General features: G+C 40.1%; 24 protein-coding genes. 14 read left to right on the forward strand and 10 right to left on the reverse strand.

The annotated features are described in order from the left end of the window. The first annotated feature begins 9 nt into the window (after positions 1–9). The 3 genes from xrtY to AC0IWE_RS14135 are packed head-to-tail and all read left to right on the forward strand — an operon-like array spanning position 10 to position 1,929. Positions 10–624 (forward strand): exosortase Y, encoded by a 615-nt coding sequence (gene xrtY / locus AC0IWE_RS14125; protein ID WP_471793537.1) that lies wholly within the window; start codon positions 10–12, stop codon positions 622–624. 6 nt (positions 625–630) lie between these two features. Next, a complete protein-coding gene (locus AC0IWE_RS14130; RefSeq protein WP_471793538.1) occupies positions 631–1,182 on the forward strand; it encodes a WcaF family extracellular polysaccharide biosynthesis acetyltransferase in 552 nt (183 codons plus the stop codon). A 3-nt stretch (positions 1,183–1,185) separates the two neighbouring features. Next, positions 1,186–1,929 (forward strand): polysaccharide deacetylase family protein, encoded by a 744-nt coding sequence (locus tag AC0IWE_RS14135; RefSeq protein WP_471793539.1) that lies wholly within the window; start codon positions 1,186–1,188, stop codon positions 1,927–1,929. Here the strand turns inward: AC0IWE_RS14135 and AC0IWE_RS14140 are convergent. After that, complete coding sequence (locus AC0IWE_RS14140) at positions 1,919–2,542, reverse strand: class I SAM-dependent methyltransferase (RefSeq protein WP_471793540.1); 624 nt, start codon at positions 2,540–2,542, stop codon at positions 1,919–1,921. The two genes, AC0IWE_RS14135 and AC0IWE_RS14140, sit on opposite strands and share 11 nt — an antisense overlap. Before the next feature lie 306 nt (positions 2,543–2,848). On the opposite strand from AC0IWE_RS14140, the gene AC0IWE_RS14145 reads away from it, so the two are divergent. From AC0IWE_RS14145 to pepE, 3 genes are all read left to right on the forward strand, one after another. Then, complete coding sequence (locus tag AC0IWE_RS14145) at positions 2,849–3,967, forward strand: helix-turn-helix domain-containing protein (RefSeq protein WP_471793541.1); 1,119 nt, start codon at positions 2,849–2,851, stop codon at positions 3,965–3,967. Positions 3,968–4,169: 202 nt separating this feature from the next. Then, on the forward strand, positions 4,170–4,760 hold the full coding sequence (locus AC0IWE_RS14150) for a Crp/Fnr family transcriptional regulator (protein ID WP_471793542.1): 591 nt from the start codon (positions 4,170–4,172) through the stop codon (positions 4,758–4,760). Positions 4,761–4,857: 97 nt separating this feature from the next. Beyond that, a complete protein-coding gene (pepE, locus tag AC0IWE_RS14155; protein WP_471793543.1) occupies positions 4,858–5,553 on the forward strand; it encodes a dipeptidase PepE in 696 nt (231 codons plus the stop codon). A gap of 8 nt (positions 5,554–5,561) precedes the next feature. Here the strand turns inward: pepE and AC0IWE_RS14160 are convergent, their stop codons facing one another. Together AC0IWE_RS14160 and AC0IWE_RS14165 are read right to left on the reverse strand one after the other, a co-directional pair. Beyond that, complete coding sequence (locus tag AC0IWE_RS14160; RefSeq protein ID WP_471793544.1) at positions 5,562–6,071, reverse strand: hypothetical protein; 510 nt, start codon at positions 6,069–6,071, stop codon at positions 5,562–5,564. Between the two features lie 5 nt (positions 6,072–6,076). Beyond that, entirely contained in the window at positions 6,077–6,466 is a 390-nt protein-coding gene (locus AC0IWE_RS14165; protein ID WP_471793545.1) for a glycerophosphodiester phosphodiesterase family protein, read from the reverse strand. Between the two features lie 383 nt (positions 6,467–6,849). On the opposite strand from AC0IWE_RS14165, the gene AC0IWE_RS14170 reads away from it, so the two are divergent. The 3 genes from AC0IWE_RS14170 to AC0IWE_RS14180 all read left to right on the forward strand — a co-directional run bounded on the left by AC0IWE_RS14170 (position 6,850) and on the right by AC0IWE_RS14180 (position 11,625). Beyond that, positions 6,850–7,446: a GIN domain-containing protein gene (locus tag AC0IWE_RS14170; protein WP_471793546.1), complete on the forward strand. Its 597-nt coding sequence runs from the start codon at positions 6,850–6,852 to the stop codon at positions 7,444–7,446. Between the two features lie 1,102 nt (positions 7,447–8,548). Further along, on the forward strand, positions 8,549–9,148 hold the full coding sequence (locus tag AC0IWE_RS14175; RefSeq protein ID WP_471793547.1) for a GIN domain-containing protein: 600 nt from the start codon (positions 8,549–8,551) through the stop codon (positions 9,146–9,148). 203 nt (positions 9,149–9,351) lie between these two features. Continuing rightward, positions 9,352–11,625 (forward strand): GH92 family glycosyl hydrolase, encoded by a 2,274-nt coding sequence (locus AC0IWE_RS14180; protein WP_471793548.1) that lies wholly within the window; start codon positions 9,352–9,354, stop codon positions 11,623–11,625. A gap of 73 nt (positions 11,626–11,698) precedes the next feature. Here AC0IWE_RS14180 and AC0IWE_RS14185 read toward each other — a convergent pair whose 3' ends face one another. Next, positions 11,699–11,986, reverse strand: a complete 288-nt coding sequence (locus AC0IWE_RS14185; RefSeq protein ID WP_471793549.1) for a hypothetical protein — start codon at positions 11,984–11,986, stop codon at positions 11,699–11,701. Between the two features lie 164 nt (positions 11,987–12,150). On the opposite strand from AC0IWE_RS14185, the gene AC0IWE_RS14190 reads away from it, so the two are divergent. Both AC0IWE_RS14190 and AC0IWE_RS14195 read left to right on the forward strand, forming a co-directional pair. Further along, entirely contained in the window at positions 12,151–12,420 is a 270-nt protein-coding gene (locus AC0IWE_RS14190) for a helix-turn-helix domain-containing protein (protein WP_471793550.1), read from the forward strand. Between the two features lie 276 nt (positions 12,421–12,696). Further along, entirely contained in the window at positions 12,697–13,146 is a 450-nt protein-coding gene (locus AC0IWE_RS14195; RefSeq protein ID WP_471793551.1) for a PRC-barrel domain-containing protein, read from the forward strand. A gap of 159 nt (positions 13,147–13,305) precedes the next feature. Here the strand turns inward: AC0IWE_RS14195 and AC0IWE_RS14200 are convergent, their stop codons facing one another. Both AC0IWE_RS14200 and AC0IWE_RS14205 read right to left on the reverse strand, forming a co-directional pair. Next, positions 13,306–13,590, reverse strand: coding sequence for a hypothetical protein (locus AC0IWE_RS14200; RefSeq protein WP_471793552.1), 285 nt, complete (start codon positions 13,588–13,590; stop codon positions 13,306–13,308). Further along, positions 13,568–13,975 (reverse strand): hypothetical protein, encoded by a 408-nt coding sequence (locus AC0IWE_RS14205; protein ID WP_471793553.1) that lies wholly within the window; start codon positions 13,973–13,975, stop codon positions 13,568–13,570. The genes AC0IWE_RS14200 and AC0IWE_RS14205 overlap by 23 nt, the downstream gene beginning before the upstream one ends. Positions 13,976–14,273: 298 nt before the next feature. On the opposite strand from AC0IWE_RS14205, the gene pncB reads away from it, so the two are divergent. From pncB to AC0IWE_RS14220, 3 genes are all read left to right on the forward strand, one after another. Next, on the forward strand, positions 14,274–15,461 hold the full coding sequence (pncB, locus tag AC0IWE_RS14210) for a nicotinate phosphoribosyltransferase (protein WP_471793554.1): 1,188 nt from the start codon (positions 14,274–14,276) through the stop codon (positions 15,459–15,461). Positions 15,462–15,894: 433 nt separating this feature from the next. Then, the gene (locus tag AC0IWE_RS14215) at positions 15,895–16,350 is read left to right on the forward strand and encodes a hypothetical protein (RefSeq protein WP_471793555.1); all 456 of its coding nucleotides are present in this window, start codon (positions 15,895–15,897) and stop codon (positions 16,348–16,350) included. Between the two features lie 281 nt (positions 16,351–16,631). Further along, entirely contained in the window at positions 16,632–16,784 is a 153-nt protein-coding gene (locus AC0IWE_RS14220) for a hypothetical protein (protein WP_471793556.1), read from the forward strand. 1,855 nt (positions 16,785–18,639) lie between these two features. On the opposite strand, the gene AC0IWE_RS14225 is transcribed toward AC0IWE_RS14220, so the two are convergent. The 4 genes from AC0IWE_RS14225 to AC0IWE_RS14240 all read right to left on the reverse strand — a co-directional run bounded on the left by AC0IWE_RS14225 (position 18,640) and on the right by AC0IWE_RS14240 (position 26,503). After that, complete coding sequence (locus AC0IWE_RS14225) at positions 18,640–20,280, reverse strand: DUF5689 domain-containing protein (protein WP_471793557.1); 1,641 nt, start codon at positions 20,278–20,280, stop codon at positions 18,640–18,642. 24 nt (positions 20,281–20,304) lie between these two features. Continuing rightward, entirely contained in the window at positions 20,305–21,870 is a 1,566-nt protein-coding gene (locus tag AC0IWE_RS14230) for a SusD/RagB family nutrient-binding outer membrane lipoprotein (RefSeq protein ID WP_471793558.1), read from the reverse strand. A gap of 11 nt (positions 21,871–21,881) precedes the next feature. Then, positions 21,882–25,379, reverse strand: coding sequence for a SusC/RagA family TonB-linked outer membrane protein (locus tag AC0IWE_RS14235; RefSeq protein ID WP_471793559.1), 3,498 nt, complete (start codon positions 25,377–25,379; stop codon positions 21,882–21,884). Positions 25,380–25,498: 119 nt separating this feature from the next. After that, complete coding sequence (locus tag AC0IWE_RS14240; RefSeq protein ID WP_471793560.1) at positions 25,499–26,503, reverse strand: FecR family protein; 1,005 nt, start codon at positions 26,501–26,503, stop codon at positions 25,499–25,501. Positions 26,504–26,577: the final 74 nt, after the last annotated feature.

Here is a 26,577-nt window from a genome sequence, read left to right on the forward strand (position 1 = left end):
AATAAGCATATGAACGAAATCCAGATTAAACAAGCCAAGAAACAAGCAGATAAAAAAGCAATTAAATTCGTAATTGCATTGTTCGTATTGTATATTTTATTTAGTCAGGGCAACCTCTTTATGAATAGCGTAATGAACGAGGGTGCAAGATTTTACAATGCTTATTTTGCGCAGCATTTAAACTATATCCAGGGCTTAAAAACGGCCTTGATTGTACCTGCGGTTTGGATTATTAAGGCTTTTGGGTTTTATGCCATTTACAATGATTCTGATGTAATGGTTGTGGCAGGCCCATACCTCCGGATTAATTACTCTTGCCTTGGCCTTGGTGTGATGAGTTTTTTAGCTGCTTTTGTACTCGCTTTCCCTGCGCCGTGGAAATCGACCCTTAAAATGCTCGCAATTGGAATTGTAACCATTTATATCTTAAACATTTGCCGCATTGCCGGCTTGGGTGTGCTGCTTGGCTTTTTCGAATCTCAACGACAAAACTTCACCTATCACCATGAAATTTTTAATGTGATTGTATACATCTGCATTTTTGTAATGTTATACCTCTGGATCAAAAAAAACACTAAAGGCAAGGGAAATGTAGAAGCCGTAGAAGAGCCAACACAAGATTAATTCAATTTGAACAAGACTCAGCTCCATAAAAACTTTAATACAGGCAATTTTCAGATTGGGGCCTCGACCATAAAACAGTTTTTATGGTATTTTACTGATGTTTTCTTTTTTAAAAGCAGAATGGTACCATTTAGTGCATTACTTGTTTTTATCTTAAGGCTTTTTGGCGCAAAAATTGGAAAAGAGGTAAGGATTAAGCCCGGAATCCATATTAAATACCCATGGAAGCTTACCATCGGTAATTACTGCTGGCTGGCCGACTGTTACATCGAAAATTTAGATTTCGTCCATATTGCCGAAAACTGTTGTATCTCGCAGCAGGCCATGTTAATGACGGGGAACCACAATTTCAGTAAAACAAGCTTCGATTTAATTACAAAGCCCATTACCATAGAGGAAGGCGCGTGGATTGGGGCGGGTGCTATAGTTGGACCTGGAGTGAGGGTTAAAAGCCATGCGGTACTTACCATGGGCAGCATGGCCACAAAAGATCTTGAAGCTTACACAATAAACCAAGGCAACCCTGCAGTTAAAATTAAGGAGCGGAAAATTCTTTAATACATGGCTATTCCGATTATTATGCTTCACCATGTTCTTGATTTTCCTGAAAAAGGAATCAATAATTGGAGCATCAGCACCCGACAGTTTAGCCTCCTTCTTGACCTCATTGAGCAAAAAAATCTGATTACCACCACCTTTGAGGCCATTAGTACAGGAAACGCTGCTTCTCATCAAAAACTCGTTATCCTTAGTTTTGATGATTGCCCGGCTACACTTTTTGAATATGCTGTACCCGAGTTAATTAAACGGAAAATGAAAGCTGTTTTTTCTATTCCTACCGCGCAAATTGGTGGGTTTAACATGTGGGATGTAGCAGAACAAGATTTTGCCAAGGTAGCTTTGATGGATGCTGAACAATTGCAGTATTTAAGCAGCCAGGGCATGGAAATAGCAAGCCATGGCCAACACCATTTATGGACGAACGAAATTGATGAAACAGAATTTATAGAAGAAATCTCGGCATCTAAACAATACCTTGAGGCACTGCTCAATAAAAAAATTTACACCTTTACCTATCCCTACGGGGAGGTTCCGAAGCGGTACCGATTATTGTTGAAACAATGTGCTTACCAATATGGGCTCTCCATTTATCAACCCAGGCAAAATAATTTAGCCCTGCGCAGAATAGGCATACACCAAGCGGATACTGCCAAATCTATCGCTTACAAACTGAGCCAAAGCTATCAACTGATGCGCAATCTCCTCGATCCGCTGCTTTCGCTTTACAAGTTTATTAAGCCTTAAAAAGCCCCACTTTCCATTTTTGATTATTATCGTTTTTAATTTCCTCAAAAGAAATAAAATTGAAACGCTGCTTTAGTTTCTGCCATATTGCCTCATGGCCGGTATAATGGCACATGGAAATGATAAAATATCCACCTTTGTTTAAATTCTGATCAATACATTTTTGAATGGTGGTTAACGGCCTGTTGAAATAATACAGCGTTTCGTTAAAAATGATTACATCAAATTTTCCGTCCAGTTTCCCATACTCAAAGTCTAATTGTTTAAAGCCAGCTTCAGGGAACGAATGTTGTGCTTTGCTTACCGCACTGACCGAAATATCTATTCCAAAGTAATTTAGGGTGCCTAATCCCAATTTAAGGTAGTGGTAAAGTACCCCCTGACCGCAGCCAACATCCAAAATGCTGCCCAAACCATGCCGTTTAATAAGATCTGCTATAGCCAGGTAATGGCCTTTCTCTGCATCGCTGTACAGATAATCCCAATCTTCTCCTTCAAACTGTTTTTCCCATACACTTTTTGATACCCGGTTTCCAAATCCAAACCTGTTAAGTATAAATGTGTAAAGCAAGTGCCTCAATTTATTTTTAACCTTATCTAAAAGCAGTGGCATCTTATAATTTTAACGGCTAGGTAAATGATAAATTCTGACGCATGAGGTTGTTTTTCTTAATTTCTCTCATACCAAAAAGTAAAATTAACTTTTTTTAAAGCAGCTGTGTAAGGATTGATAAATTTCATTTGATATTTATCTAAAAAATCAGACATTATCCCCATTAGTTGACATTAAAGCCATACCTTGCTTTAATTATATATGCAGTTTGTTAACTTTCTCTCCGCAACCACCTGTTTTTTCCTGCTTTTAATTTCCATCCATTTATTTTTTGCTAAAAATGGGAATAGAAGGCAGAATATATTATTGTCTGTTTTATTATTTTCGCGTTTTGGCCAAGTGCTTAACTCGCTGTTTATTACAACCGGAAAAGCAGAGCCGCTTTCTATCTTTTTCCAGTTTTTTACACCGCTGTATTTTGCCGCACCCGCCTGCTTTTACCTTTACATCACTAGTTTTCTTTCTAAAAAACCAATCGTAACCAAAAGAGATCTCTTTCATTTTATCCCTGCTATACTGGCTATCATACATATTATTCCCTGGCCTGGTTTGGCACCTATCAACTGGAACCGCATTGCCAGTGAACTGCATGCCGAAGGTTACCTGTCGCTTACAGCCAAGAGTGGTCTTTTTCCTTCTTATATACATTATTTTTTGAGGCCTGTATTAACCATAGCCTATCTTGGATTAACCTGGCTGGCTGTAATCAGATCGAGGATTATCAGTTCAGGTGAAGTGAACAATACCGCGCAGTATTGGGCTATATTTTTACTTAAAGTAGCCACATTTTTTCAGCTCCTGGGCCTATTGCCGATTTTATTGAGAAACATTGGTGTCCCGATGGAGAATGCTGTTTTTGTGGTAATCAACTGCACCGCGCTGCTGCTCATCCTCTTGTATGCACTGCACAAACCCAGCATTTTTTATGGTTTTCTGCTCGTGGCCATAGACTGGAATAAGCAAGAATGGAGGGAAAAAGTCGTGTCTGATGAAATGAGTGCACCGGAAGATTTTGCGATATCGGACCTGAAAGCAAAAGCCCTCACGCTTTCCACTAAAAAGTTTAACCTTTCCGAAACGCAAATTGCTTTGTATGCTGAGCTGATCAAAAAAGAAATGGAAGAAAACAGTCTTTATCTTAATCATGATTTACAGATTATAGACCTGGCTACCCGCATCAATATTCCTGTTCACCACTGCTCTTTCGTAATCAATAACCACATTGGCAAAAATTTTCGCGACTGGATAAACGGATACCGGGTAGCAAATTTTTTAACTCAACACCCTGTACTTGCCGATAAAATTACCATCGAAGCAATTGCACAGGAATCGGGCTTTAAAAACCAGGCTACATTTTACAATGCCTTTAAAAAGGAAAAAGGCGTTATGCCTAAAAGTTATTTCTCTCAGGCATTAAAGGCTTAAAATCCAGTTTGAAATGCCATTTTGCTCTAACGGTTCAATCATTAGAGACCAATCTTCCTCCTCATTTATCTTTTTTAAAAGATAGCCGATACATTTGAAAAGTGCTTTCAGGGTGATCCATCAATCATTTAAAAAAGTACCGATTAACTGGTCTCCATCCTAAATAAAAGTAATGCTAACAGGTACTGACAGCCGTATTCTCATGAAACCATTTTTCAGTTATCTGGAAAAATTTCATCCGCTATCTAAAGATTTTATTGCACATTATGAATCCTCCTGCCAGGTAGTTTCGGTAAAAAAGCATAAACACATCCTCTCGCCAATAGATGCCAACAATGCAATGTATTTTTTGCTTCACGGTGTGGTCAGGGGATTTATTAAAGACAGCAAAAAGGACATCAGTACCTGGTTCGGTTTCGAAAACCAGATTATAGAGGCCATCCGCCATCCCAATCAAAAAACTAACCATTCGGTAGAATATCTTCAGGCCCTTGAGCATTCATACCTTGTGCGGATTCCTTATTCGGTTACGGATTTATCTTCTTCCAGTTATCCTGAATGGAATGTTATTGCCAGAAAGTTATTGGAAACCCAACGTTACCAGGCAGCTGAGCGGTCTAATTTGGCCCGGATACCAAATGCATTAGGCCGGTACCTGAAGCTGGAAAGTACAGCTTTTGATTTAGACAGAGTGCCCCAACGTTATTTAGCCAGTTATTTGGGTATGCGCCTGGAAACTTTAAGCCGGATAAGAAACAGAACAACCGATTTGGAGCTGAAAATGATGGCTTAAGAATTATTTAAATTTAAGGGAATATTTAAGTATAAAATTGTTGTTGTGTGTTTAACTTTGCGGAAGCAAACATGGAATTGCAGCACAATTTACTAAAATGAATGTAATACTGGCCTCTACTTCTACCCTTTTTGGCGGAAATTATCTTGAATACCTTAAACAGGAAATTATTACCTTATTTAAAGGCATAGATGAAATTGTGTTTATTCCCTATGCAAGGCCGGGTGGTATTTCGCACGAGGACTATACCGCTAAGGCCCGTGATTTTTTTACTACATTAAACATCAGCGTAAAAGGTTTAAATGAATTTGCCGATCCTGTTACGGCTGTGCATGAAGCAAAGGGCTTTTTTACTGGTGGCGGAAACACATTTTTATTGGTAAAAACATTGCACGAACTCGGATTAATGACGGTTTTGAGTGAAAATATAAAAAATGGAAAACCCTATTTGGGTTGCAGCGCAGGAAGTAATATTGGTGGGGTTAACATGAAAACCACAAACGATATGCCCATTGTTTATCCACCTTCTTTTGACTGTATGGGACTTGTGCCATTTAACCTCAACCCGCATTACCTGGATCCTAATCCGGATTTAAAGCATAATGGTGAAACCAGAGAAACGAGGATAAATGAGTTTTTAACCCAAAATAACGTAAAAGTTGTGGGCTTGCGCGAAGGCAACTGGATTAGAATTATAGGCGATTACATTACTACTGAAGGAAGTGAATACACAAGAATATTCGAACCAGGAAAAGCTCCGTATGAGGTAAAACCGGGTACTTCCTTACTGTAGCAACAGACTTATTTGTGCAGTCCTCTATTTTTTAGATACAGTAAAAGTTCAGCAGGCCTGTCTGTTTGCAGTATTACAGGGTGATACGCAATTAACCAGCCCCAACTTTCTTCTTTCTCATTTTTTTCTACTGCGCGGTCGTCATCATGCCCTCCATTTAACGAAGGCCATAAACTGTTTAACCAGAGGAGTGATTTATTTTTATTTTCTTTTAAAGATCTAAGATTTGATAATGTATCGGTATCAAAAATAGGCTGAACAATGGTTTGTTTATTTGGCGAATACGATTGCATTACGCTTTCCATATCCTTGTTTTTAGCATTAACCACCACCATCAGGTAAGCATCTTTTGGGATGCTGTTTTTCGCAATCAATTCTGGATATGGCATATTATCACCAACATTAACAATGGCCTGATTGATAGTGGCCGTTTCGCTTAGTACTTTAAATACCAAATCAAGGTGATCGTTTCCTTTATCCACATTGATGAGTATTTTACCTTTTGCAGCAAGCATCATTTCTTTCAGGGTAGGAATCTGGTGTTCGGTAAGGCGCCCAGGCCATTTTTAAGCCTTAACTTTTTCAATTCTTCCAAAGTATAATCTCCTACTTTCCCTTTACCGTTTGTGGTTCTGTCGATGGTATTGTCGTGCATAATCACCATCACACTATCGCGGCTCATTTTTACATCCAGTTCCATCAAATCGAATCCTTTTTGAATACTGTTGGAAAGTGCCTGCATAGAATTTTCAGGAGCATTTCGCCAGTCGCCCCGGTGGGCAGCCACAAGGATCGTTTTAGTTTTCTGCTGAAATAGGGCATTAAGCTTTTCGGCTGGAGATTGTGCAAAAGAAGCGGTAGAGCAGTTAGCGAGCAATAATATGCTGCCAATTATAGCATAGGGTTTTTTCATAAGGATAAAAAATGGCAAAAAGCCAACGGATGCAAAGGTATCATCATTGCTTTAAGCGGTTGTTTGCTTAATGTTAATTTAAGGTTCTACTATTTAATTGAGGAGGCAGATCAATCCATCCCATCTAAAAATTAATTAACGCATTGATAATAATTATGGCATAAAGCACCGCAATTAGCCTCTTAACTTTGTACCCGAAAAGCAAAAAGCAAAGAAATAATCAAAAAATAAACAACTATTGGACGAATGATAAAAGGAGTTGGTCGAGAAATACACTGCGTTGGTATAAAGCTTCAATAAGCCTTGCAACGTTTTGCCCAAGCCTGCGTCTCATTATCAAAACAATCACAAAAACATTTTATAAAAATATAAATAACAGCATTATGAAAACTTCAATCAAAACCCTAACAAATTCTTTAGTAGCAGCTTTAGTATTAAGCGCTTCAGTTTTCTCTAACACTGCATCAGCAGATGAAAAACAACCCGTAAAAATTTCTGCTCCAAAAAGCTTCGATAAAGTGATGGTGAGTGGAAATGTAGAAGTTACCCTTGTTCAAAACGGCAGAGAAGGCGTAAGTTACAATGATGATAACAATGGAAAGGTAAAAGTAATTCAGGACGGATCTACCTTAAAAATTAGTTCTGCTGATAACAGCCTTGCAAAAATTACAGTTAATGTAAAAAACATTTACCGTGTACAGGCATCGGATGATGCGGTTGTAAAAACAGATGGCAAACTTGATGTAAAATATCTTCAGGTGTTTTTAAAAGATCATGCAGTTGCACAAATAAATTCTAAAACAGAAAGCTTGTACACTGTAATGGAAGATAGCGCAGATTTAAAATTGAGTGGTGCTACTCAAAACCACATTGTAGTAATGGGCAGAACACCAAAATTAAACCTTGATAAATTTGCCGCCTTAAAAACTGAAATGAGTTCACCAAAAGCAAGCATCCAAACTGCTTCGTTAGCAAAATAAACAATCCAACATATTTTTTAGAAAGCGACAAATGATTTTGTCGCTTTTTTTATGCCCAATAAAAAATCTATGGCAGTTATTCAATCACTACTTTTTTAACAAAACGCTTTAGTATGAGTTTAGTTGATGGACGTTTAAATTACGAGCATCGTGTATAAATCTTCGACTACGCTCAGATTGCTTAGGTAGTCCTCGTTTGTAACGAGGATTTTTGAGGTACGCATTTGCAATGCGAAAATAATTACTTTCAGCGCGATAAAATCGCTTTACTCGTACATCCTCGTTACAAACGAGGACGATGTAGATAATCATCTATAAATTCTCCGTGCTTTATGTGTTTCCGTGGCAAAAAACTGATCTCTGTGTAAATCTGTGGTTAAATCGTTGTAAGATTGCTTCGTCGGCTGAAAAAGCCTTCTCAGCAATGACGATTTATTAGGGCATATCTGAAAGGTCTGTGAGGACACAGACCTTGGTTATAGTTGATTTCCTTTAAAACTATCGTCATTGTGAGGAGGAACGACGAAGCAATCTTTCATGTTAGTAATCTTTACAGGAAAGATTGCTTCGTCGGCTGAAAAAGCCTTCTCGCAATGACGACAAGTTAAATAGTCCTCGTTTGTAACGAGGATTTTTGAGGTACGCATTTGCAATGCGAAAATAATTACTTTCAGCGCGATAAAATCGCTTTACTCGTACATCCTCGTTACAAACGAGGACGATGTAGACACAGACCTCGGTATAGTTAGTTTTCTTTAAAACTATCGTAATTGTGAGGAGGATCGACGAAGCAATCTTTCATGTTAGTAATCTTTACAGGAAAGATTGCTTCGTCGGCTGAAAAAGCCTTCTCGCAATGACGATAACTATTAGAATATTCATTTCCTTAAAATCATGACACTCTTAAATAGTCATAGTCTGTAACGAGGACGCCTCATTACAAAAAAATATCACCTTTTGGCCGAGTTATAAAAGGCGTTGGTCGAGAAATACACTGCGTTGGTATAAAGCGGGAAAAACCGCTGCAACGTTTTGCCCCTACCGGCGTCTCATTATCAAAACAATCACAAAAACATTTTATAAAAATATAAATAACAGCATTATGAAAACTTCAATCAAAACCCTAACAAATTCTTTAGTAGCAGCTTTAGTATTAAGCGCTTCAGTTTTCTCTACCACTGCATCAGCTGATGAAAAACAACCTGTAAAAATTTCTGCTCCAAAAAGCTTCGATAAAGTGATGGTGAGTGGAAATGTAGAAGTTACCCTTGTTCAAAACGGCAGAGAAGGTGTAAGTTACAATGATGATAACAATGGAAAGGTAAAAGTAATTCAGGACGGATCTACCTTAAAAATTACTTCTGCTGATAACAGCCTTGCAAAAATTACAGTTAATGTAAAAAACATTTACCGTGTACAGGCATCGGATGATGCGGTTGTAAAAACAGATGGCAAACTTGATGTAAAATATCTTCAGGTGTTTTTAAAAGATCATGCAGTTGCACAAATCAACTCTAAAACAGAAAGTTTGTACACTGTAATGGAAGATAGCGCAGATTTAAAATTAAGTGGTGCTACTCAAAACCACAGTGTGGTAATGGGCAGAACACCAAAATTAAACCTTGATAAATTTGCTGCCTTAAAAACTGAAATGAATGCACCTGCTGCCAGCACTATACAAACTGCATCTTTAGCAAAATAAATACAACAACATATTGATAAAAGAGCGGTGAAATAAGTTTCACTGCTCTTTTTTTATTTAAAAAAGGTTTTTTAGTAAATCGGTTTAACAGTTCTTCAGGAATTGAAGAAATCTACATCACGAATGATACATTTAGAATTGCCTGATGATTAAATATCTTTTTTAAAAAATGTTATGTTTGCCACATTCCCTGTAAATTTAACATGAAAAAACATACAAAAACCTTACTGAGCGCCATCATACTGCTTGGAGCCAGTATTCATTTTGCGAATGCACAAGTTAAAAAACAACCTGTAGATTACGTTAATCCATATATTGGAAACATCAGTCATTTGCTTGTACCCACCTACCCCACCGTTCATCTGCCAAACAGTTTATTGCGGGTTTATCCGGAGCGCGATAATTTTACCAGCAATACCATTGATGGATTACCAATTGTAGTAACCAGCCATAGAGGAAGCTCAGCATTTAATTTAAGTCCTTTTCAGGGCGACCTAAAAAATGCAGGCAGCGTTATCCCTTACGGTTACGACAATGAGGTGATTAAACCTTATTATTACCAGGTAGACTTGGATGACTATAACATAAACGTGCAATTTGCCCCTTCGCACCAATCGGGCATTTATGCAATTAACTTTCTGCAGGCTGCTAATCCTGCTTATTTAATTTTGAATACCAGAAATGGCGAATTACAGGTGAACCAACATGTGGTAAGTGGCTTTCAGAAACTGGACAATAACACCAAAGTTTACCTTTACTTAGAAACCGATTTATCACCGGTAGAATCGGGCACACAAAAAGGTGATGCAATAAATCCGAAAGGGCAAACTACCTCTGGCCGGGATGCTTACCTCGTGTTAAAATATCCGGCACAAACCAAGCAGATCAAAGTGCGGTACGGCATTTCCTTTATCAGTGTAGAACAGGCAAAAAGCAATCTGCGCCGCGAAATAAAGGATTACAATTTAGACCAGGTTGCCCAAACCGGGAAAAGCATCTGGAATGCAACGCTTGGTAAAATTATGGTAACCGGTACGGATGAAACCGCCAAAACCATATTTTACACCTCTCTATACCGCACTTATGAGCGGATGATCAGTTTATCGGAAGACGGTAAGTATTTTAGCGCATTTGATGGTAAGGTACATACCGATAATGGTGTACCTTTTTTTACCGACGACTGGATTTGGGATACTTACCGGGCAACGCATCCGCTTCGCGTAATTATTGAGCCTAAAATGGAGGGCAATATGATTAATTCCTACCTGCGCATGGCCCAGCAGATGAACGACCATTGGATGCCTACTTTTCCGGAGGTTACGGGAGATAGCCGCCGGATGAACAGTAACCACGGTGTGGCCACTATCATTGATGCCTATAACAAGGGCTTACGAGGTTTTAACCTGGAGGAGGCTTATCAATATTGCAAAGCAGGCATTACGGAGAAAACACTGGCTCCATGGTCATCAAAAAAAGCAGGTGTTTTAGATCAGTTTTTTAAAGATAAAGGCTATTTCCCTGCTTTGCCCGAAGGGGAAAAAGAAACTGCGCCTGAGGTGCATGGCTTTGAAAAACGCCAGCCAATAGCTGTAACACTGGGTACAGTTTACGATGAATGGTGCCTGGGCAACATTGCGCAGCAATTGGGTAAAAGCGATGAGGCAAAATACTTTTTAGATAAAAGCTCCAGCTACCATACCGTATTTAATACCGAAACGAGATTTTTTCATCCGAAGGATGCCGATGGCAAATTTATTAAACCCTTGGATTATCGTTTCTCTGGCGGATTGGGTGCAAGAGAAACTTATGATGAAAATAATGGCTGGCTATACAGGTGGGATGTTTTGCACAATCTGGGCGATCTGGTAAATATGATTGGAGGCAAACAGGCCTTTGTTGATGAATTGGAGAAAATGTACAATACACCGCTGGGAAAAAGCAGGTTCGATTTTTATTCGCAATTGCCAGATCATACCGGTAATGTTGGTCAGTTTTCGATGGGTAATGAACCTGCCATGCATATTCCTTATTTGTACAATTATGCAGGCCAGCCCTGGCGTACACAAAAAAGAGTGCGCAGTTTACTTACCCAATGGTTTAGAAACGATTTAATGGGAATTCCTGGCGATGAAGACGGTGGAGGTTTAACATCTTTCGTGGTATTTTCGCAAATGGGTTTTTACCCGATAACACCTGGCCTGCCGATGTATGTAATTGGTAGCCCAACCTTTGCCAATGTAAAACTTGATCTTGGAAATGGTAAAAAATTTGAGCTGAACTGTATTAATTATGCTCCAGAAAATAAATATATCCAGTCGGCAAAATTGAACGGCCAGGTATGGAACAAATCGTGGTTTGCTCACGAGGATTTAATGAAGGGCGGTAAACTGGAACTGGTAATGGGCAAACGCCCGAACAAACTTTGGGCATTGGAAGAAAATTCGTTACCACCATCGTTTAAGATGCCGGGGAAATAGATTAAATTATTAATCAACATACCATGCGGGGAATACACTATGAATGGCTAAAGCATTCGGTTATTCCCCGTTTTTATAAAAAACGCCTTACAAGCTGTTCCCACTCTTCATCTAGTGAAATTTCAGGTCGGCTTTCGCCTGCTTTAGCATACCAATAATCGGCATTCCAGGTATCGCCTTCTTTACGGTGCAGGTAAGCATGAATGCGGGCTGATGCGCGATCGTTTAATTGATCTACCTGGTGATGGGCAGCATCCCAATCTCCTTTTCCATCGTACCACAATGCCTGCAACTGGATAGACAGTTTATGATCAGGACTTTTATTGGTTAACGACTGTTTAAATTCTGTTATACGCTCCATTTATTTTACTGATGCTTTGTGCGAAATTACTGCTACAATTTAATAACTGATTATTTTTTAATGCCGACTTGTAAAAATAGGCTTATTGTTTAATTTTGCAGCCGTAATTAAAGGTTGGAATGTAAAAAAACCAACATCTTATCAATAAACAATATCTCCTTAAAATGGAAGAAAACGATTTTGTTTCAATATGGCTTCAAGAAACCGGAAACCCAGCCATTGAGAAATTAACGGAAATGAACCTTGAACTGGCTGCTAAAACATTGGAGCTTTTAACTGAAAAAGGTTTATCGGAGCATGATCTTGCTGCCTTGCTTGATATCAATCCTGATGAAATTAAAAGATGGTTGATTGGCAAACATCCTTTTAGCGCAAAGGTTTTAAATGAAATTTCTGCTGCTTTAAATACTGTTCCAAAGGCGCAATTTTCATAAAAGCGGTTTAAGGTTTGCTTAAATTTTGATTGTAAAGAGCATCAAACACGCCTGATTAAAAAATATTTTCGGCTGAGATCATACTGTTCTGCCCGCAGCAATGCGAAGCCACAAAATACTATAAAACAATAATTTAAGCGTATACCAATCCATTATAAGGTTTCATTTTTCTCCTCTTAAATCCTCAATTGATGGCAATAAATGAAAACCATCCGTGCATAAACTTGTTGTAAAAACAGGCACAATAATTAATTGGCCTTTTAAAAAAAGCAACTTATGGATTCAGGAACTATTGTATACAGCAATTTAGAAGAGCTCTCAAAAAGTGTTTATCAGTTAACAGATGGCGAGGCGGATATTAAAGACTGGCCAGTGAGAAATGAAGCTGGTAACCAGGTAGGAAAAGTGCGTGACCTGTTATTTGATCCGGAGCAGAATACGGTGAGGTATGTTATTGTAGAACTTGCCGATATGGGTGAAGATCTTGATGAAAAGGCGGTATTGATCCCTATCGGGCTTGCAAACTTAGGCGAAGATAAAAAAGAAGTTATCCTGCCAGATATTCACCACGATCAGTTTAGGGCTATGCCTAGATATATTATCAATGAGGTTACGCCACAGATGGAAGATGAGATCAGGGCTGTTATCGGAAGTCCGGCAGCATTGCGGATTGAAGATGAAATTGTTGAAATTTACAGGGCAAATTTTAACCGCCATCAAATATAATCCAAAACAATTATGGTTTATTTAATCGTGATCTTCTGATCATTAATAACTCATAACCATTTATCGTAAATTACAATTTTAAGAAAACGGGAAATAGCCATTGGTTATTTCCCGTTTCTTTTTAATGTTTAAAAGTTCAGCAAAACTTAAGCTGATGAGTTAGTTAAATATTTGTCCTTCGCGATAGTCGTGATCCATGCTTTCAAGTTTACCTGCCTTAAAATGCAGGGTTACTGTTGAAGAACCGGTAACGCTTGCGCTCACAAATTCTGAAAAGCCAAACTGCCATTCATCGTGGTTGGCCATATCCGGATCGTAAGGTTTATTTAATGGTTTGGCAGAAAGTATAAATCCGTAAGCCGCATATGCAGGCAACTGGTGAATTTTAATCAGTTTTGCGGCCAGGCCTGAAACTGGATCATCAAACTCTAATTGCAGTATCATCGGGCGCGTTTTCAGGCCATTTGTTTACGCCGGTGGTAAGCCCGGCACCGGTGGCAATCTGCTGTATCTTATCTCCGCTAAAAAGCAATACCACCCGATCTAAAGTTCCGGTATTGTTGTAAATGGTAAGCGCGTAATAATAAGGAAGGAGCTTGCCTAAGTTTTCGGGCGAACTGTAAGGCTTATGCCCAAAAATTGATACGTCGTTAAAGTGTAAGTCTAATCCTGCTTTTTGCAGCTGGCCATATACTTCTGCTTGTGAGCTACCAATGCGGATTCCCCATCTTTCGCCCTTGGTAATGGTTTCGGAATAATTTCCATGTCTATCTTTTTTACAGCTCCCAAAACAGCATAACAGAAGCATTATTGGTAATAGTTTTTTCATTTTTGGTTAGTGTTAATTTAAAGCATAAACGCCAGGCATTAACGCTACCGCTACACCCGGTATTAAAAATAAGCTACAATATTAATTCTATTTAAATCTGCAGCTTTTGCCAAGCCAATATTGAGATGAAAATTAATATCTTGTGGAACTAAATTAACCCTATGGTTCATTTTAACAATGGTTTAATAATCCCTAGCGTAAATGCGGTTTCTTGCTTAGCTGTAAACAGTTGTACCAGCTTTCAATATAAAATAAACGAATAGCCACCTGTTTAAATAACAGCTAATTATTATAAAAAATGATTCTCCAATCCCTTAAATCCACGCCATCTATATTAGACAACGATTTTTATAAGTTTACCATGCAGCAGGCGGTGGTTCGCCTTTTCCCGTCGGCTATGGCCCGTTATAGTTTTATTAACCGCGGGAAACACCGTTTTCCGGCCGGTTTTGGTAATGCATTACAGAAAAGGATAAGTGAAATGGCAAAACTGCGGCTCACCAATGAAGAAAAGAGTTTCCTTAAAATAAACTGCCCTTACCTTGATCCGCTTTACCTCGATTTTCTGGCTGGTTACCGTTACGATCCTAATGAGGTAAGTGTTAAACAGGACGGGGAAGATATTGATATTGAAATTGAGGGGCATTGGTACCGCAGTATCCTTTGGGAAGTGCCGATTATGGCCTTGATTTGCGAACTTTATTACGAAATGACGGACGGAAAGCGGATATCGGATGAGATACTGATTGACCAAACGGCGGTTAAAGCAAAACAGTTTCAATCGCTTGGTGTAAATATTGCAGAGTTTGGTACCCGCCGCCGCCACAGTTACCATGTACAGAAACTGGTAATTGATGCTTTTAACCGCGAAGGGGGAAAAACCTTTGTAGGCACAAGCAATGTGCATTTTGCCATGCTCCACCAAACCAAACCTATAGGCACCCACGCACACGAATGGTTTATGTACCATGCGGCTGTATATGGTTTTCCGCAGGCAAATGCCACTTCGTTACAACACTGGGTAGATGTTTTTCGTGGCGACCTGGGTATAGCACTTTCAGATACTTACACTACGGATGTTTTTTTGACACAGTTTGATAAAATGTTTTCGAAACTTTTTGATGGGGTGCGCCAGGACAGCGGCAAACCTATTGAGTTTGCAGATAAAATAATCGCACACTATAACCAGCTCGGTATTGATCCCTTAACGAAAACCATTATTTTTTCTGATGGACTTGATTACGAAAAGGTTGCCCGAATTACTGAGCATTGCCGCGGCAAAATTGGCTTTTCTTTCGGTATTGGCACCAACCTGAGCAACGATGTAGGACTGGAAGCGATGAATATTGTGATTAAAATGACCCAAACCAGGCAGGAAAACGGCAAATGGACACCCGTGGTTAAACTCTCGGATAGTCCGGATAAAAACACAGGTAATGCTGATATGATTGCCGCATCGAAAACCATACTTAATATTGAACAATAAAAACGTGTGTTTGGTAAAAGTGTATAATTTGTTGTTATAGTAAGCTTATTGAATGTTCTTTGGACGGTAAAACAATAGTTTAGATTGCCCGGTTAAACTGCTTTTACCATCATAATATATTTTATCAAGCATATTCTGAAATGGTTGCAATGGCTTCTTTATCACTAATTCCAAGCCTGATCAGTGCGAAGATCCAGAGGTCGGTATTTAGCAGTTCAGGTATTTATAAAAAACCTATTGCAGATAACCATACAGAAATCTTTTCTCTGGGAAGTCATATCCTGAATTCTAATTCGAAATTGAAGCAGAATCCTGGAAACAATTAGTCATTATGTTAGTTAGTTGGGGTTTCCGGTAAAATGGAAGTACCTTTTTTACCAGCCATTTGTTTAATCACCTCCATTTATTAACTTTAACTATCTAAATATCAACTATGAAACGTATATTAATTCTTTTGTTTGTGGTAATCAGTATATCGGGCTGCAAAAAGGACGCAGATAATACCACTAATGAAACTTTAAACGGAAAATGGGTCACCGGTGGTTATGATCTTCAACTGTACAATTCTTCGGATGTTGAAGTTAGCCATATTATTGCTGATGCAATAAAAACGTACTGGACATTTGACAACAAGCAAGTGAAAATTTCAACTGATGTGAATACAAATGTAATTGTATCGGATTATACCCTTAAACGAAATGTGGATACAAGGATACTCTCATTCAGCAACCCCGATGTTGCCGTTAAACAAGCCGACTGGAGGATAGAGGAACAGACAGAAAAATCCATGCGGATTACCTCAAGAGTGACCAATAAAAATTCGTTGGTTTATGGAGATAACAAAACTGCAGCTTATGGGATTATAAGTATTTATTTGAGTAAAGAGTAAGATTTGGTGTTTTAAGGTTTGGCATAGATTCCATGAGGCAGGGAATTCGTTAATTCGCCATTACAAGAAGGCTTTTCAGGCGATTAAAGAATCTTTGTTAAAGAGTTTTACTACGGCCGTCATTGCCGCGCATGAGGGAACCACGTAGTGCTCAGCGTAGCTAATCTTAATGTTTTCGCTATGTTTTCGCTCCGCTCGGGCTTGCCTCGGTTCACCGCCACCGAGGGGGCTCTTACCTTTTTCTTGATAAAAAGGTAACCAAAAATCAAGGCTTGGAACTGATGTCGGATAAATTCGTTAAAGCTTTTTGGTCGTCAGCACAAGTTCCGCCGAAGGGGGCGGAAAGTGTGTGCTGCCTCAATTCAGTGATGAATGAAAAAGGTAACGATAAAGCTTTAACGTTTTCTCCTTCCATCATTTCCTATGCCGAATAGCAGGGAGGAGATAGCATAATTCAAATAGCGAGGTGCAAATAGCATGATGCAGGGAATGCGTTAAATCCGTCATTGCGAGGCTGGAGAGAGCGAGCCGAAGCAATCTTTCTAATAATGTTTCTAAACGGTCGTCATTCTCGCGCATGCGGGAATCGTAATGCTTTCGCTCCGGAGCTCATGCTTGCCTCGGCTCACCGCCGCCGAGGGGGCTCTTACTTTTGGCTTGGCCCAAAAGTAACGAAAACCCAAGGCTTGGAACTGATGTCGGATAAATTCGTTAAAGCTTTTTGGTCGTCAGCACAAGTTCCGCCGAAGGGGGCGGAAAGTGTGTGCTGCCTCAATGCAGTGATGGAGGGGAAGGTAACGATAAAGCTTTAACGCTTTCTCCTTCCATCATTTCCTATGCCAGATAGCAGGGCGCAAATAGCGAAGTGCAGATACAGGCATATGTAAATTGATTATTCTAAAACTATGAGGGAACGCATAAATTCGTCATCTCGACCGTAGTGGAGAGATCTTTGGATTTACTATCTATATAAATATGTCATTGCGAGGCTGGGAGAGAGCGAGCTGAAGCAATCTTTTTAGTCGTGTTTCTAACACGGTCGTCATTCTCGCGCATGCGGGAATCGTAATGCGGTCGCTATGTTTTACAGATATGTTTGCCATATGCCTAAGGCGATCGTCATGCTGATCCGATAGCTATCGGATTTATTTCAACACATTTCCTTGTGTTTAAAACGTTGAGGGGGCGCGTAAATTCGTCATTGCGAAGCTGGGAGAGAGCGAGCTGAAGCAATCTTTTTAATCGTGTTTCTAACACTGTCGTCATTCCCGCGCATGCGGGAATCGTAATGCGGTTGCTATTTTGGCCACTTTGCTATATTTTCGCTCCTCTCGGGCTTGCCTCGGTTGGCCGCCGAGGGGGCTCTTACCTTTTTCTTGATAAAAAGGTAACCAACCTGAGCACAGCGAAAGCATGACTACCTATAAAAACAACAAACACAAAGGCATAACTGAAAGGCTTGGAACTGATGTCGGATAAATTCGTTAAAGCTTTTGGTCGTCAGCACAAGTTCCGCCGAAGGGGGCGGAAAGTGTGTGCTGCCTCAATGCAACGATGGAAGGAAAGGTATTGATAAAGCTTTAACGTTTTCTCCTTCCATCATTTCCTATGCCGGAAAGCAGGGAGCAGATAACGAAGTGCAAGTAGCGAAGTGCAGATACAGGCATATGTAAATTGATTATTCTAAAACTATGAGGGAAAGCATAAAATCGTCATCTCGACCGTAGTGGAGAGATCTTTGGATTAGCTATCACCAAGTTTCTACAACGGCCGCAGTAGATAGTTCTGAAGTCGCAGTAGATAGTTCTATAGTCGCAGTAGATAGTTCTATAGTCGCAGTTGATAGTTCTGAAGTCGCAGTAGATAGTTCTGAAGTCGCAGTTGATAGTTCTATACTCGCAGTAGATAGTTCTGAAGTCGCAGTAGATAGTTCTGAAGTCGCAGTAGATAGTTCTGAAGTCGCAGTTGATAGTTCTGAAGTCGCAGTAGGTAGTTCTGAAGTCGCAGTAGATAGTTCTGAAGTCGCAGTAGATAGTTCTGAAGTCGCAGTAGATAGTTCTGAAGTCGCAGTAGGTAGTTCTGAAGTCGCAGTAGATAGTTCTATACTCGCAGTAGGTAGTTCTGAAGTCGCAGTAGATAGTTCTGAAGTCGAAGTAGGTGGTTCTATACTCGCAGTAGATAGTTCTATACTCGCAGTTGATAGTTCGTAGAGATAAAAAACAAAAAAACCCAAAACAAAGCAAAAACTCTGTTTTGGGTTTAACCCGATTCAAGGTTCTTTTGATGATCCTACTTTAATCTTGTTGACGGAATGGTATCGGTACGGACATATTCTCCTGTTACACCATTCAAAATTTTAATTAAAGAGGTACCCTCAATATCTTCTATGGTTGATGAGGTGTTTAAATCAATATTCGACTGGCTCCTTGCTTTCATCCACTTTCCTAAAACAGGATTGTATATTCCGCCTAGCTTGTTCCAGAAACCTTGATCGGCAGGTAACTGGTAATTAAAGCTCAGGGTATTTTCTCCGCTTCGGTAATAAGGCTGCGATGCCAGCGTGATCGGATTGATCTTATCATAAAAATCAGTATTGGCAATTTTATAGCCAACTGAAGGGGCATTGTATAAACTTCCGCCACTACCGATAAAAATTACATCAATTGGTGCACTGTTTACATCAATCGTTGTGCCCTCGAAAATGGCAAAACCTGAAGCATTGCCACTATTGGCAAATAAACCTGCTGTGTACAAACCAAAACCATCTCCGTTTCCTGCCGGGGCACCTGCCGGAGTCGCAACGGTATAATCTTTTGATCTGATCCATTTTGATGAGGCTATGGATTTGGATTTTGAACCATTAATCATTTTAGCAGAACCTCCAACATAAAAGAACTCACCTTTGGAAACCTTGCCTGAGGTTAAATTGAATTTGTAAGTTCTGGCTACCAGTCCGGCCGGGGTAATTAATGCATCGGCACCTGTTGCCCAACCTTTGATGGGAAAAACTCCTGTTGGCGTAGAGGCACCCGCATTATTGGTTACCACCACAGAAAATGGGGTTACGGAAAAATCAATATCCCTGGTGGCCATAAACTGCATGTATTCATAGTTTCCATCGCCACCTTCTGCATCGGCCATATAACCGGTAATGATAGCCGAGGCAATATCAGGTACAGAACTTAAAGCTACTGCATCTTTAATGGTACGCATTCTCTGGTGCGGTTTTAACTGTCCATTTGTACCTACCGTGTTAAAGATAATACCGTAATAATTGCCATTAAAGTTAAGCCCTCCGTTGGATGCGAAAGTTGCATTTTTCTCGGTATGCAGGGTAAAATTATCGAAACCATCGTTTATTATTTTATCGCCGCCATAGGTCGCATCTGAACTAAGTGCGGGCTCAAAGCCTGCTTTTACAATGGCTACCAAGGTGCTTTCATAATCATTTGGCTTGGCTAAAATAAAACTGCTCCCTACGCGGTTAGGCGGAATAGCCACTTTAGATGCAAGTTTGGTAACTGCACTCGGCGAAACGCCTGTAATTTGCAAAATCCCATCTACTCTTTTCAACACCGATCCGGCTACTTTTATGCCTACTGAATCTCCCGGCACATATTTGGCGGCTTCTGGTCCGATTGGAATAGAGATACCGCGGATTAAACCCAAACGGCGTCTATCCTGAATGATCAGCAAACCTGCGGGCAGGTTATTACCAGAATGATCTGAAATTACCACTCCGGTTATGCTGCCTGAGCCGAACATATTCTCATCAGTAAGGGTAACATCGGTACCTTTATATAAATTTCTTAAATCATATAAAGGCACATAATCGCCTATTACTCCGCCCGGATAATTCGATTTTTTACACCCGATCCACACCAGGGACATGCAAAGGAAAATTATGCTATAATATATTATCTTTTTCATTTTTATAATTTTAATGGTGATCATTTAGGGTTTTTGCCACCATACGTTTGTATTGATTGCATCTGGTCCCTGTGCTGCCACAGCGAGCTGATAACTTGTTGGGTTTGCAGATTGTACATATACCGGGTAGGTCATACGTGCCGGCATTACGCCACCATTTCTTAAACCGGCACCTTTTGGCAAAACAGGATGACCGGTTCGGCGGTACTCGAACCATTGCTGCATATCGACAAGGAATAACGAAAAATACTTCTGCAGGTGGATTTGTTCCATTTTACCTTCAGTAGATTGTGTATTATCCCAATCTATATCGGCTGCTGTAACATAATTGGTAAAAGCTGCGGCTGTTGTTGTGGTTGAAAATGCGGGAACCCAGTAATTAATGGCATTGGCAATCCCTGCATTGTAATAACTCGCTGCTGATCCATTAATCCAGCCTTTTACCGCAGCTTCGGCCAAAATAAACTGCAATTCTGCATAGTTCATCAAGATACCTGTTTTGGCCGATTGTTGCAGGGATTTGGCTCCGTAAGTACTGCTTCCCAACGCTTGATCGTAAGAATAAAAATAAGCTTGTTTTACCACGCCCGCACCTATTGCATAACCACTTGGCACACCGGAATAACCTTGCGATCCTTGCGCAATGCCTAGCCTGTTTACCCCTCCATCGCCATTGGGCGCATTGGCATCAATTCTGGGATCGGCCCAATCTCTTAAATGTTCGATAAAAAAGCTCCCGATGGCCGGTGCCCTGAAATCCTGCACCCTTACGCCATTTACATAAGGGTTAACAAAAGGATCAGTTCCGGTTAAACCTGTCCACTTTAAAGTAGCCGACTCACTGTTATTTTTCATGGTGGGATAACCGGTAGGATTGGTATCTACAATTTCTTTGATCTTTGCGATAACCTGGGCAGAGATTTCAGATTTGCCCGACACCCTTAACAACAACCTAAGGTATAATGTGTTGCAGAACTTGCGCCATTTGGCGATGTCGCCTTTAAATACCGGATCGCTTGAGGGGGTAATTGCCATGCCGGCACTAAGCAGTGTATTGGCCTCTTCGAGCTGCTTAAACATATCCAGATAAATATCTTTCTGTTTATCAAAATGTGCTTCTAAAATACCCGTGCTGCCCTGGTTGGAATTGAAATAAGGAATATCGCCATAGGTATCGGATAACATGGAATAAACCCACGATTGGCAGACTAAAGAAATGCCCTGGTAAGATTTATTGGCCATAGCTGGCTGGCCTGCAAGTTTATAGATATCTTTAAAATTGGTTAGCTGTACATACCAGGCGTTCCACAGGTAATCAGAAAAGGTACTTCTGTATTCGTATCTAAAAACTGTTCCATCGCCATCACTGATACTGACGGTAACCTGCATCAGTTCGTTGTTAAAGTTGCGGTTACGGGTCATCCCTGCTGTAAGCGTGTTTACCAGGGCGGGTGCCAGTAATTTATCTGGTGTTGTATTGAGAATATTGATCGGATCGATATTGATCTCTTCAAAGTTTTTATCGCATGATGAAAGCGTTGTAACTGACAGCATTAAAATGCCGATAGTTTTATATAGGTTCTTTTTCATTTTTTAAAAGATTATATGCCTATTGATAAATTGAAACCATAGGTTCTGGTTGAAGGAAATTGACCGATTTCAAACCCGGTAACAATATCAGAACCGCTGAGTGTACCAAATTCGGGATCGAACATTGGCCAAGGCGACCAGATAAACAGGTTACGGCCGTAAAGCCCGAAGGTTACTGATGATAGACCTAGTTTTTTAACAAAACGCGGATTGAACTTATAATTTAAAGCGGCTTCTCTGAATTTGATAAAATCGGTACTAAAAGTACTTCCTTCTGCATTATCAGCGCCCATATGTGAACGGTAATACTCATCTATATCATAGGCAACAGTGGTATTTTTCACATAAGATCCATCAGCCAGCTGCACAACGCCTTCGCCAACAATGCCGTTGTACCTGCCTGGCAAGGTACTGGTAAGCTTGCCCTGTTCTACCATTTTGTAGTTCAATAAAGAATGTGCAACCGCGCCAACCTGTGCATCAAAAAGAACGTTCAAACTCAGGTTTTTATAGGCAAAAGTACTGCCGATGCTAAATTTGTATTTTGCCATGGTATTGCCGAGGTAAACCACATCATTGGTAATTTTTGCAAAACCTGTTGTGGCATCGTACACCACATTTCCCTGCGGATCGCGAACATAGCCCCTGCCGTATAAATCGCCCATACTGCCACCAACTTTGGCCACAATCTGGCCACCTGCAACGGGTCCTGTTCTTAAGATGATGGAACTATCCGTTAATGCTTTAATTACGTTTGAGTTGGATGCAAATGTTGCATTAACTGTCCATTTGAAGCCACCTTTGGTAGTAACAGGTGTTCCGTTCAGTGCAATTTCGACACCAGTATTGTTTACTTGCCCTGCATTAATCAGTGCCTGGTTATAACCAGAAGAACGGTCTACTATCCGCGTTAAAATCTGGTTTTTGGTATTTCCGGCATAAACAGCAACATCAAGTCCTAATCTCCCTTTAAACAAGCTAATCTCTGTACCCACCTCATAGGTGGTTGTTTTAAGTGGTTTTAGGTTTTCGTTAGGTAAAATGGTAGGGTTTACCAATGAGCTATCGGGATAGGTACCGTTTGCAGCCAATGAATAAGTATATGCTGTGCGATAAGGAGTTGTACCACCGCTGCCTACCTGAGAAACTGAAGCCCGGAGTTTGGCAAAGCTGATTACTTTTGGAAGTTTAAAAAACTCAGACAATACGAAACTGGAACTGATTGCGGGATAGAAAAAGCCCACGTTGTCTTTTCTGGTCGCTGTTGCCAGTACGCTACTCCAATCTTTACGTCCGGTAAGCTCTACATAGAAATAATTTTTATAGTTGGTAGATAAAACCCCGTAAAAACTGTTGATGCGGTACCTACTTGTATCTGGAATGGAAATTAACGGGTATAAATTATTCTCTAGCTCGTACACATTCGGAATTGCCAAACCATCGGCCCGCAGATCGGATTTATTGTATTTATTCCTTAATTCACTTCCGCCCAATGTGGCATTGATACTGAAATTTTTACTGATCTTTTTATCATACCTTAACAGGAAATCGATATTGGTTTCTTGTGCATTGATGTGCTGTTTACGGACTGAGCCTTGTGGCAAACGGCTTCCTGCATCATATGGGCGTTCCTGCGCGCGGCGTTCTTCTGAATAATCGATGCTTGATCGCAGCAAAAGACTTAATTCTTTATTAAACTGATAGCTGGCCTGGATATTTGCGGTTACATTGTTACGGCCTGTTTTATTGATAAATTCGTTTACCACAGCATAAGGGTTTTCGGGAAAAGAACTGAAGGGGTACTTAATGGATAAGTTTTCTTTTCCAATTGCCCAATAATTTCTGATCATATCCAGACTGGCGTTTGGCTGCCAAAAAATGAACCAATACATTAACGATTGGTTACCATAACCTGCGCCCGGCAGGTTATCGCTATACCTGTTACCGTAATTAACTTTTGTTGTTATTTTAAGCTTTTTTGTAACATCGGTATTGGTTGATAAGGTAATTGTGGTGCGCTCTACGCCTGTTTTAGGGATGATCCAGGTATTGTTCTGATTGGTGATTGAAAAACGGGCGGTGGTATTTTTATACCTGCCATCCAAACTCAAAGAGTTGGTTAAGTTTTCGCCTGTACTGAAGAAATCCCTGATCTCATTTTTGTACGGTACCCATGGTGTTCGGGTTTTACCTGCGGCTTGTGTAACCGGATCGTATTGAAAGAACATTTGTCCATCAAAACGGGGTCCGTAAGCAGAACTGGTTCCGCTGGTACTTGCCCCATCGGCACTTGCGCCGTAAGAATAATAAGATGCACCATCTAACCCCTGCCCATACTCATATTGCAGATCGGGCCAGCGGTTAACCTCTTCGAATGATCCGTTGGAAGTAAACCTTATATTTACTTTTTTATGTTTGGCATTTCCCGATTTAGTGGTTACAATTACAGCTCCGTTTGCGCCTCGCTGCCCATACAATGCCGCTGCACCAGGACCTTTTAACACGGTTACACTTTCAATATCTTCGGGGTTGATATCGTTAATGGTACTGCCGTAATCGGCAGGCATGTTGTCGCTTCCTGTTCCGTACACACCGTCGGATCCATTTGCGGTTCTTCTGCCTCCGCTGTTGTTAATTACTACTCCATCCAGTACAATCAGTGCTTCGTTATCGCCTGTAAGGTTATTTTCGCCGCGCAAAATAATTTTATTGGAACCTGCTGGCCCACTGTTTGATCTTACCAGGTTAAGCCCGGCTACCTTACCCGAAAGTGCATCCGTCCAGTTGGTAGAAACCGCATCTGTTAACTGGTTGCTATCAATCTTTGTTACCGCATAACCAAGGGCTTTTTCCTGCCTTTTAATGCCCAGGGCTGTTACCACTACATCATCGAGCGAATTATCTGCTGCTACGAGTTTAAAATTAACACTTGTTGTAGCGGCATTGCTTACTTTAACCTGTTGGCGTTTTGCAACCTGGTAAGAAATAAACCTGGCTTCAACGGTGTAAGTTCCCTGTACAAGGTTAAAATTATACTCGCCATTGTTATTGGTTTGCCCAACAATGTTCAACTCTACAATTTTAATGGTTGCTGCTGGAATGGGCTGGTTATTTTCATCCAAAACGGTTCCTTTTAGTTTACCTGTTGATGTGCTTTTTGCAATGATGAGGATATTGCCAGTACCATTTGCTTTATAAGTAAATGGCAGTCCTTTTAAAAGCAGATCCAGTATTTCGTTTACGGGCCTGAGTCCGCGGGATACATAAACCTTTCTTTGGTCATCAAGCTGGTTGTTATTATAGGCGATATTGTTCCCGCTGAGCTTTTCTAAAGTTTCGAAAGCCTTTTTGAGGGTTACCCCGTTGGCTTCGAATAAAATTTTCTTTTCACTTTGTGCATTTGCATCTTGCTGGAAAGCGAGCAGGGTTGTTATAATTATGGCCATTAACGCCATAACTTTTAAGGAATACTGATGGATGTTTTTCATCCACCGGTTATTAATTTTCATATCTTTACTAAGTTTTGCTTTGTCAAATGAGTTTAAACAGTTTTTAGGGCTCGGAATGTGTCCAGCATTTCGGGCCATTTTTCGTTTTTAGTAGTTTTACTTCATATCTATCTTATCGTTTATTGTTCATAAATGATTACTTTGTTTTCATAGATTTTGTATTTTGAGCCGGTCAGTTTAGCTATGGTTTCCATAATCTGTTTTGCCGAGCATTTATCAAATTTTGCAGTGAGCTTAATTTCTTTTAAGGCTTCTGTCTTGATTGAAATATCAAGGTCGTACTCGCGGCCAATTACCTCCGCAATTTCACTCAGGGGTTTGTCGTAAAAAAAGAGTTTATATTCTCTCCAACTGTCGAAGTCGATGGCGTTAACATTTTGTTTTGATGCCATTCCGGTAAATTTATTCACGGTAAGCTGCTCATTCGGTAAAAGAAACTGAGCCGGTGCTGTTGTATTTTTACGCTTTACTACTACGCCTACCTTACCACTATGCACGGTGATAGTGATATTTTTTAATGATTGATAGGCATTAATGTTGAAGGATGTGCCCAAAACCGTGGTGCTTACTTTTCCGGTGTATACAATAAAAGACTGCTTGCTGCGATGCTGAACATCGAAAAAAGCTTCTCCTTCGAGGTAAACAATTCTTTTGCCGGTATTAAAATTTTGAGCATAGCGGATTTTACTGTCGCCGTTAAGGTAAATATTCGACCCATCGGGCATGGTTACCAGCCTTTTCTGACCGCTTGGATTATAGATTTCATTATAGGTAACGGCGCTTTTTGCAGGATGGAAATTATTGAAATATACGATCGGCAATAGGGCTACGATAATTATAGCGGCTGCTATTTTAAGGTAATAGAGCAGTTTGTTTTTTTTGGCAAGGGGTAAATTAACCTCTTTTGTTTTTTCGATATGCTGCTGAATGGCCGACCAGCTTTTTTGCTGGTTTACAGGTTTATTTAAGTAGTAATCGGCGGTTTCGAATGCCTGTAGGGTATCTCTAAAAATTTGCTGATTTTGCAAACTGCTGTCAACCCATATTAGTAAATCCGTTAAATCTTCACTACGGATGGTTTTTTTGCTGTAATCTTCTATTAATTTATAGTAACGTTCGTTCATTTAATCGCTGTTCTACCGGTAAGACAGCATAAACGGATATTATACGTAGCGAAAAACATTAAGTTACCATTAAC

It is taken from the genome of Pedobacter sp. AC402 (assembly GCF_979252805.1).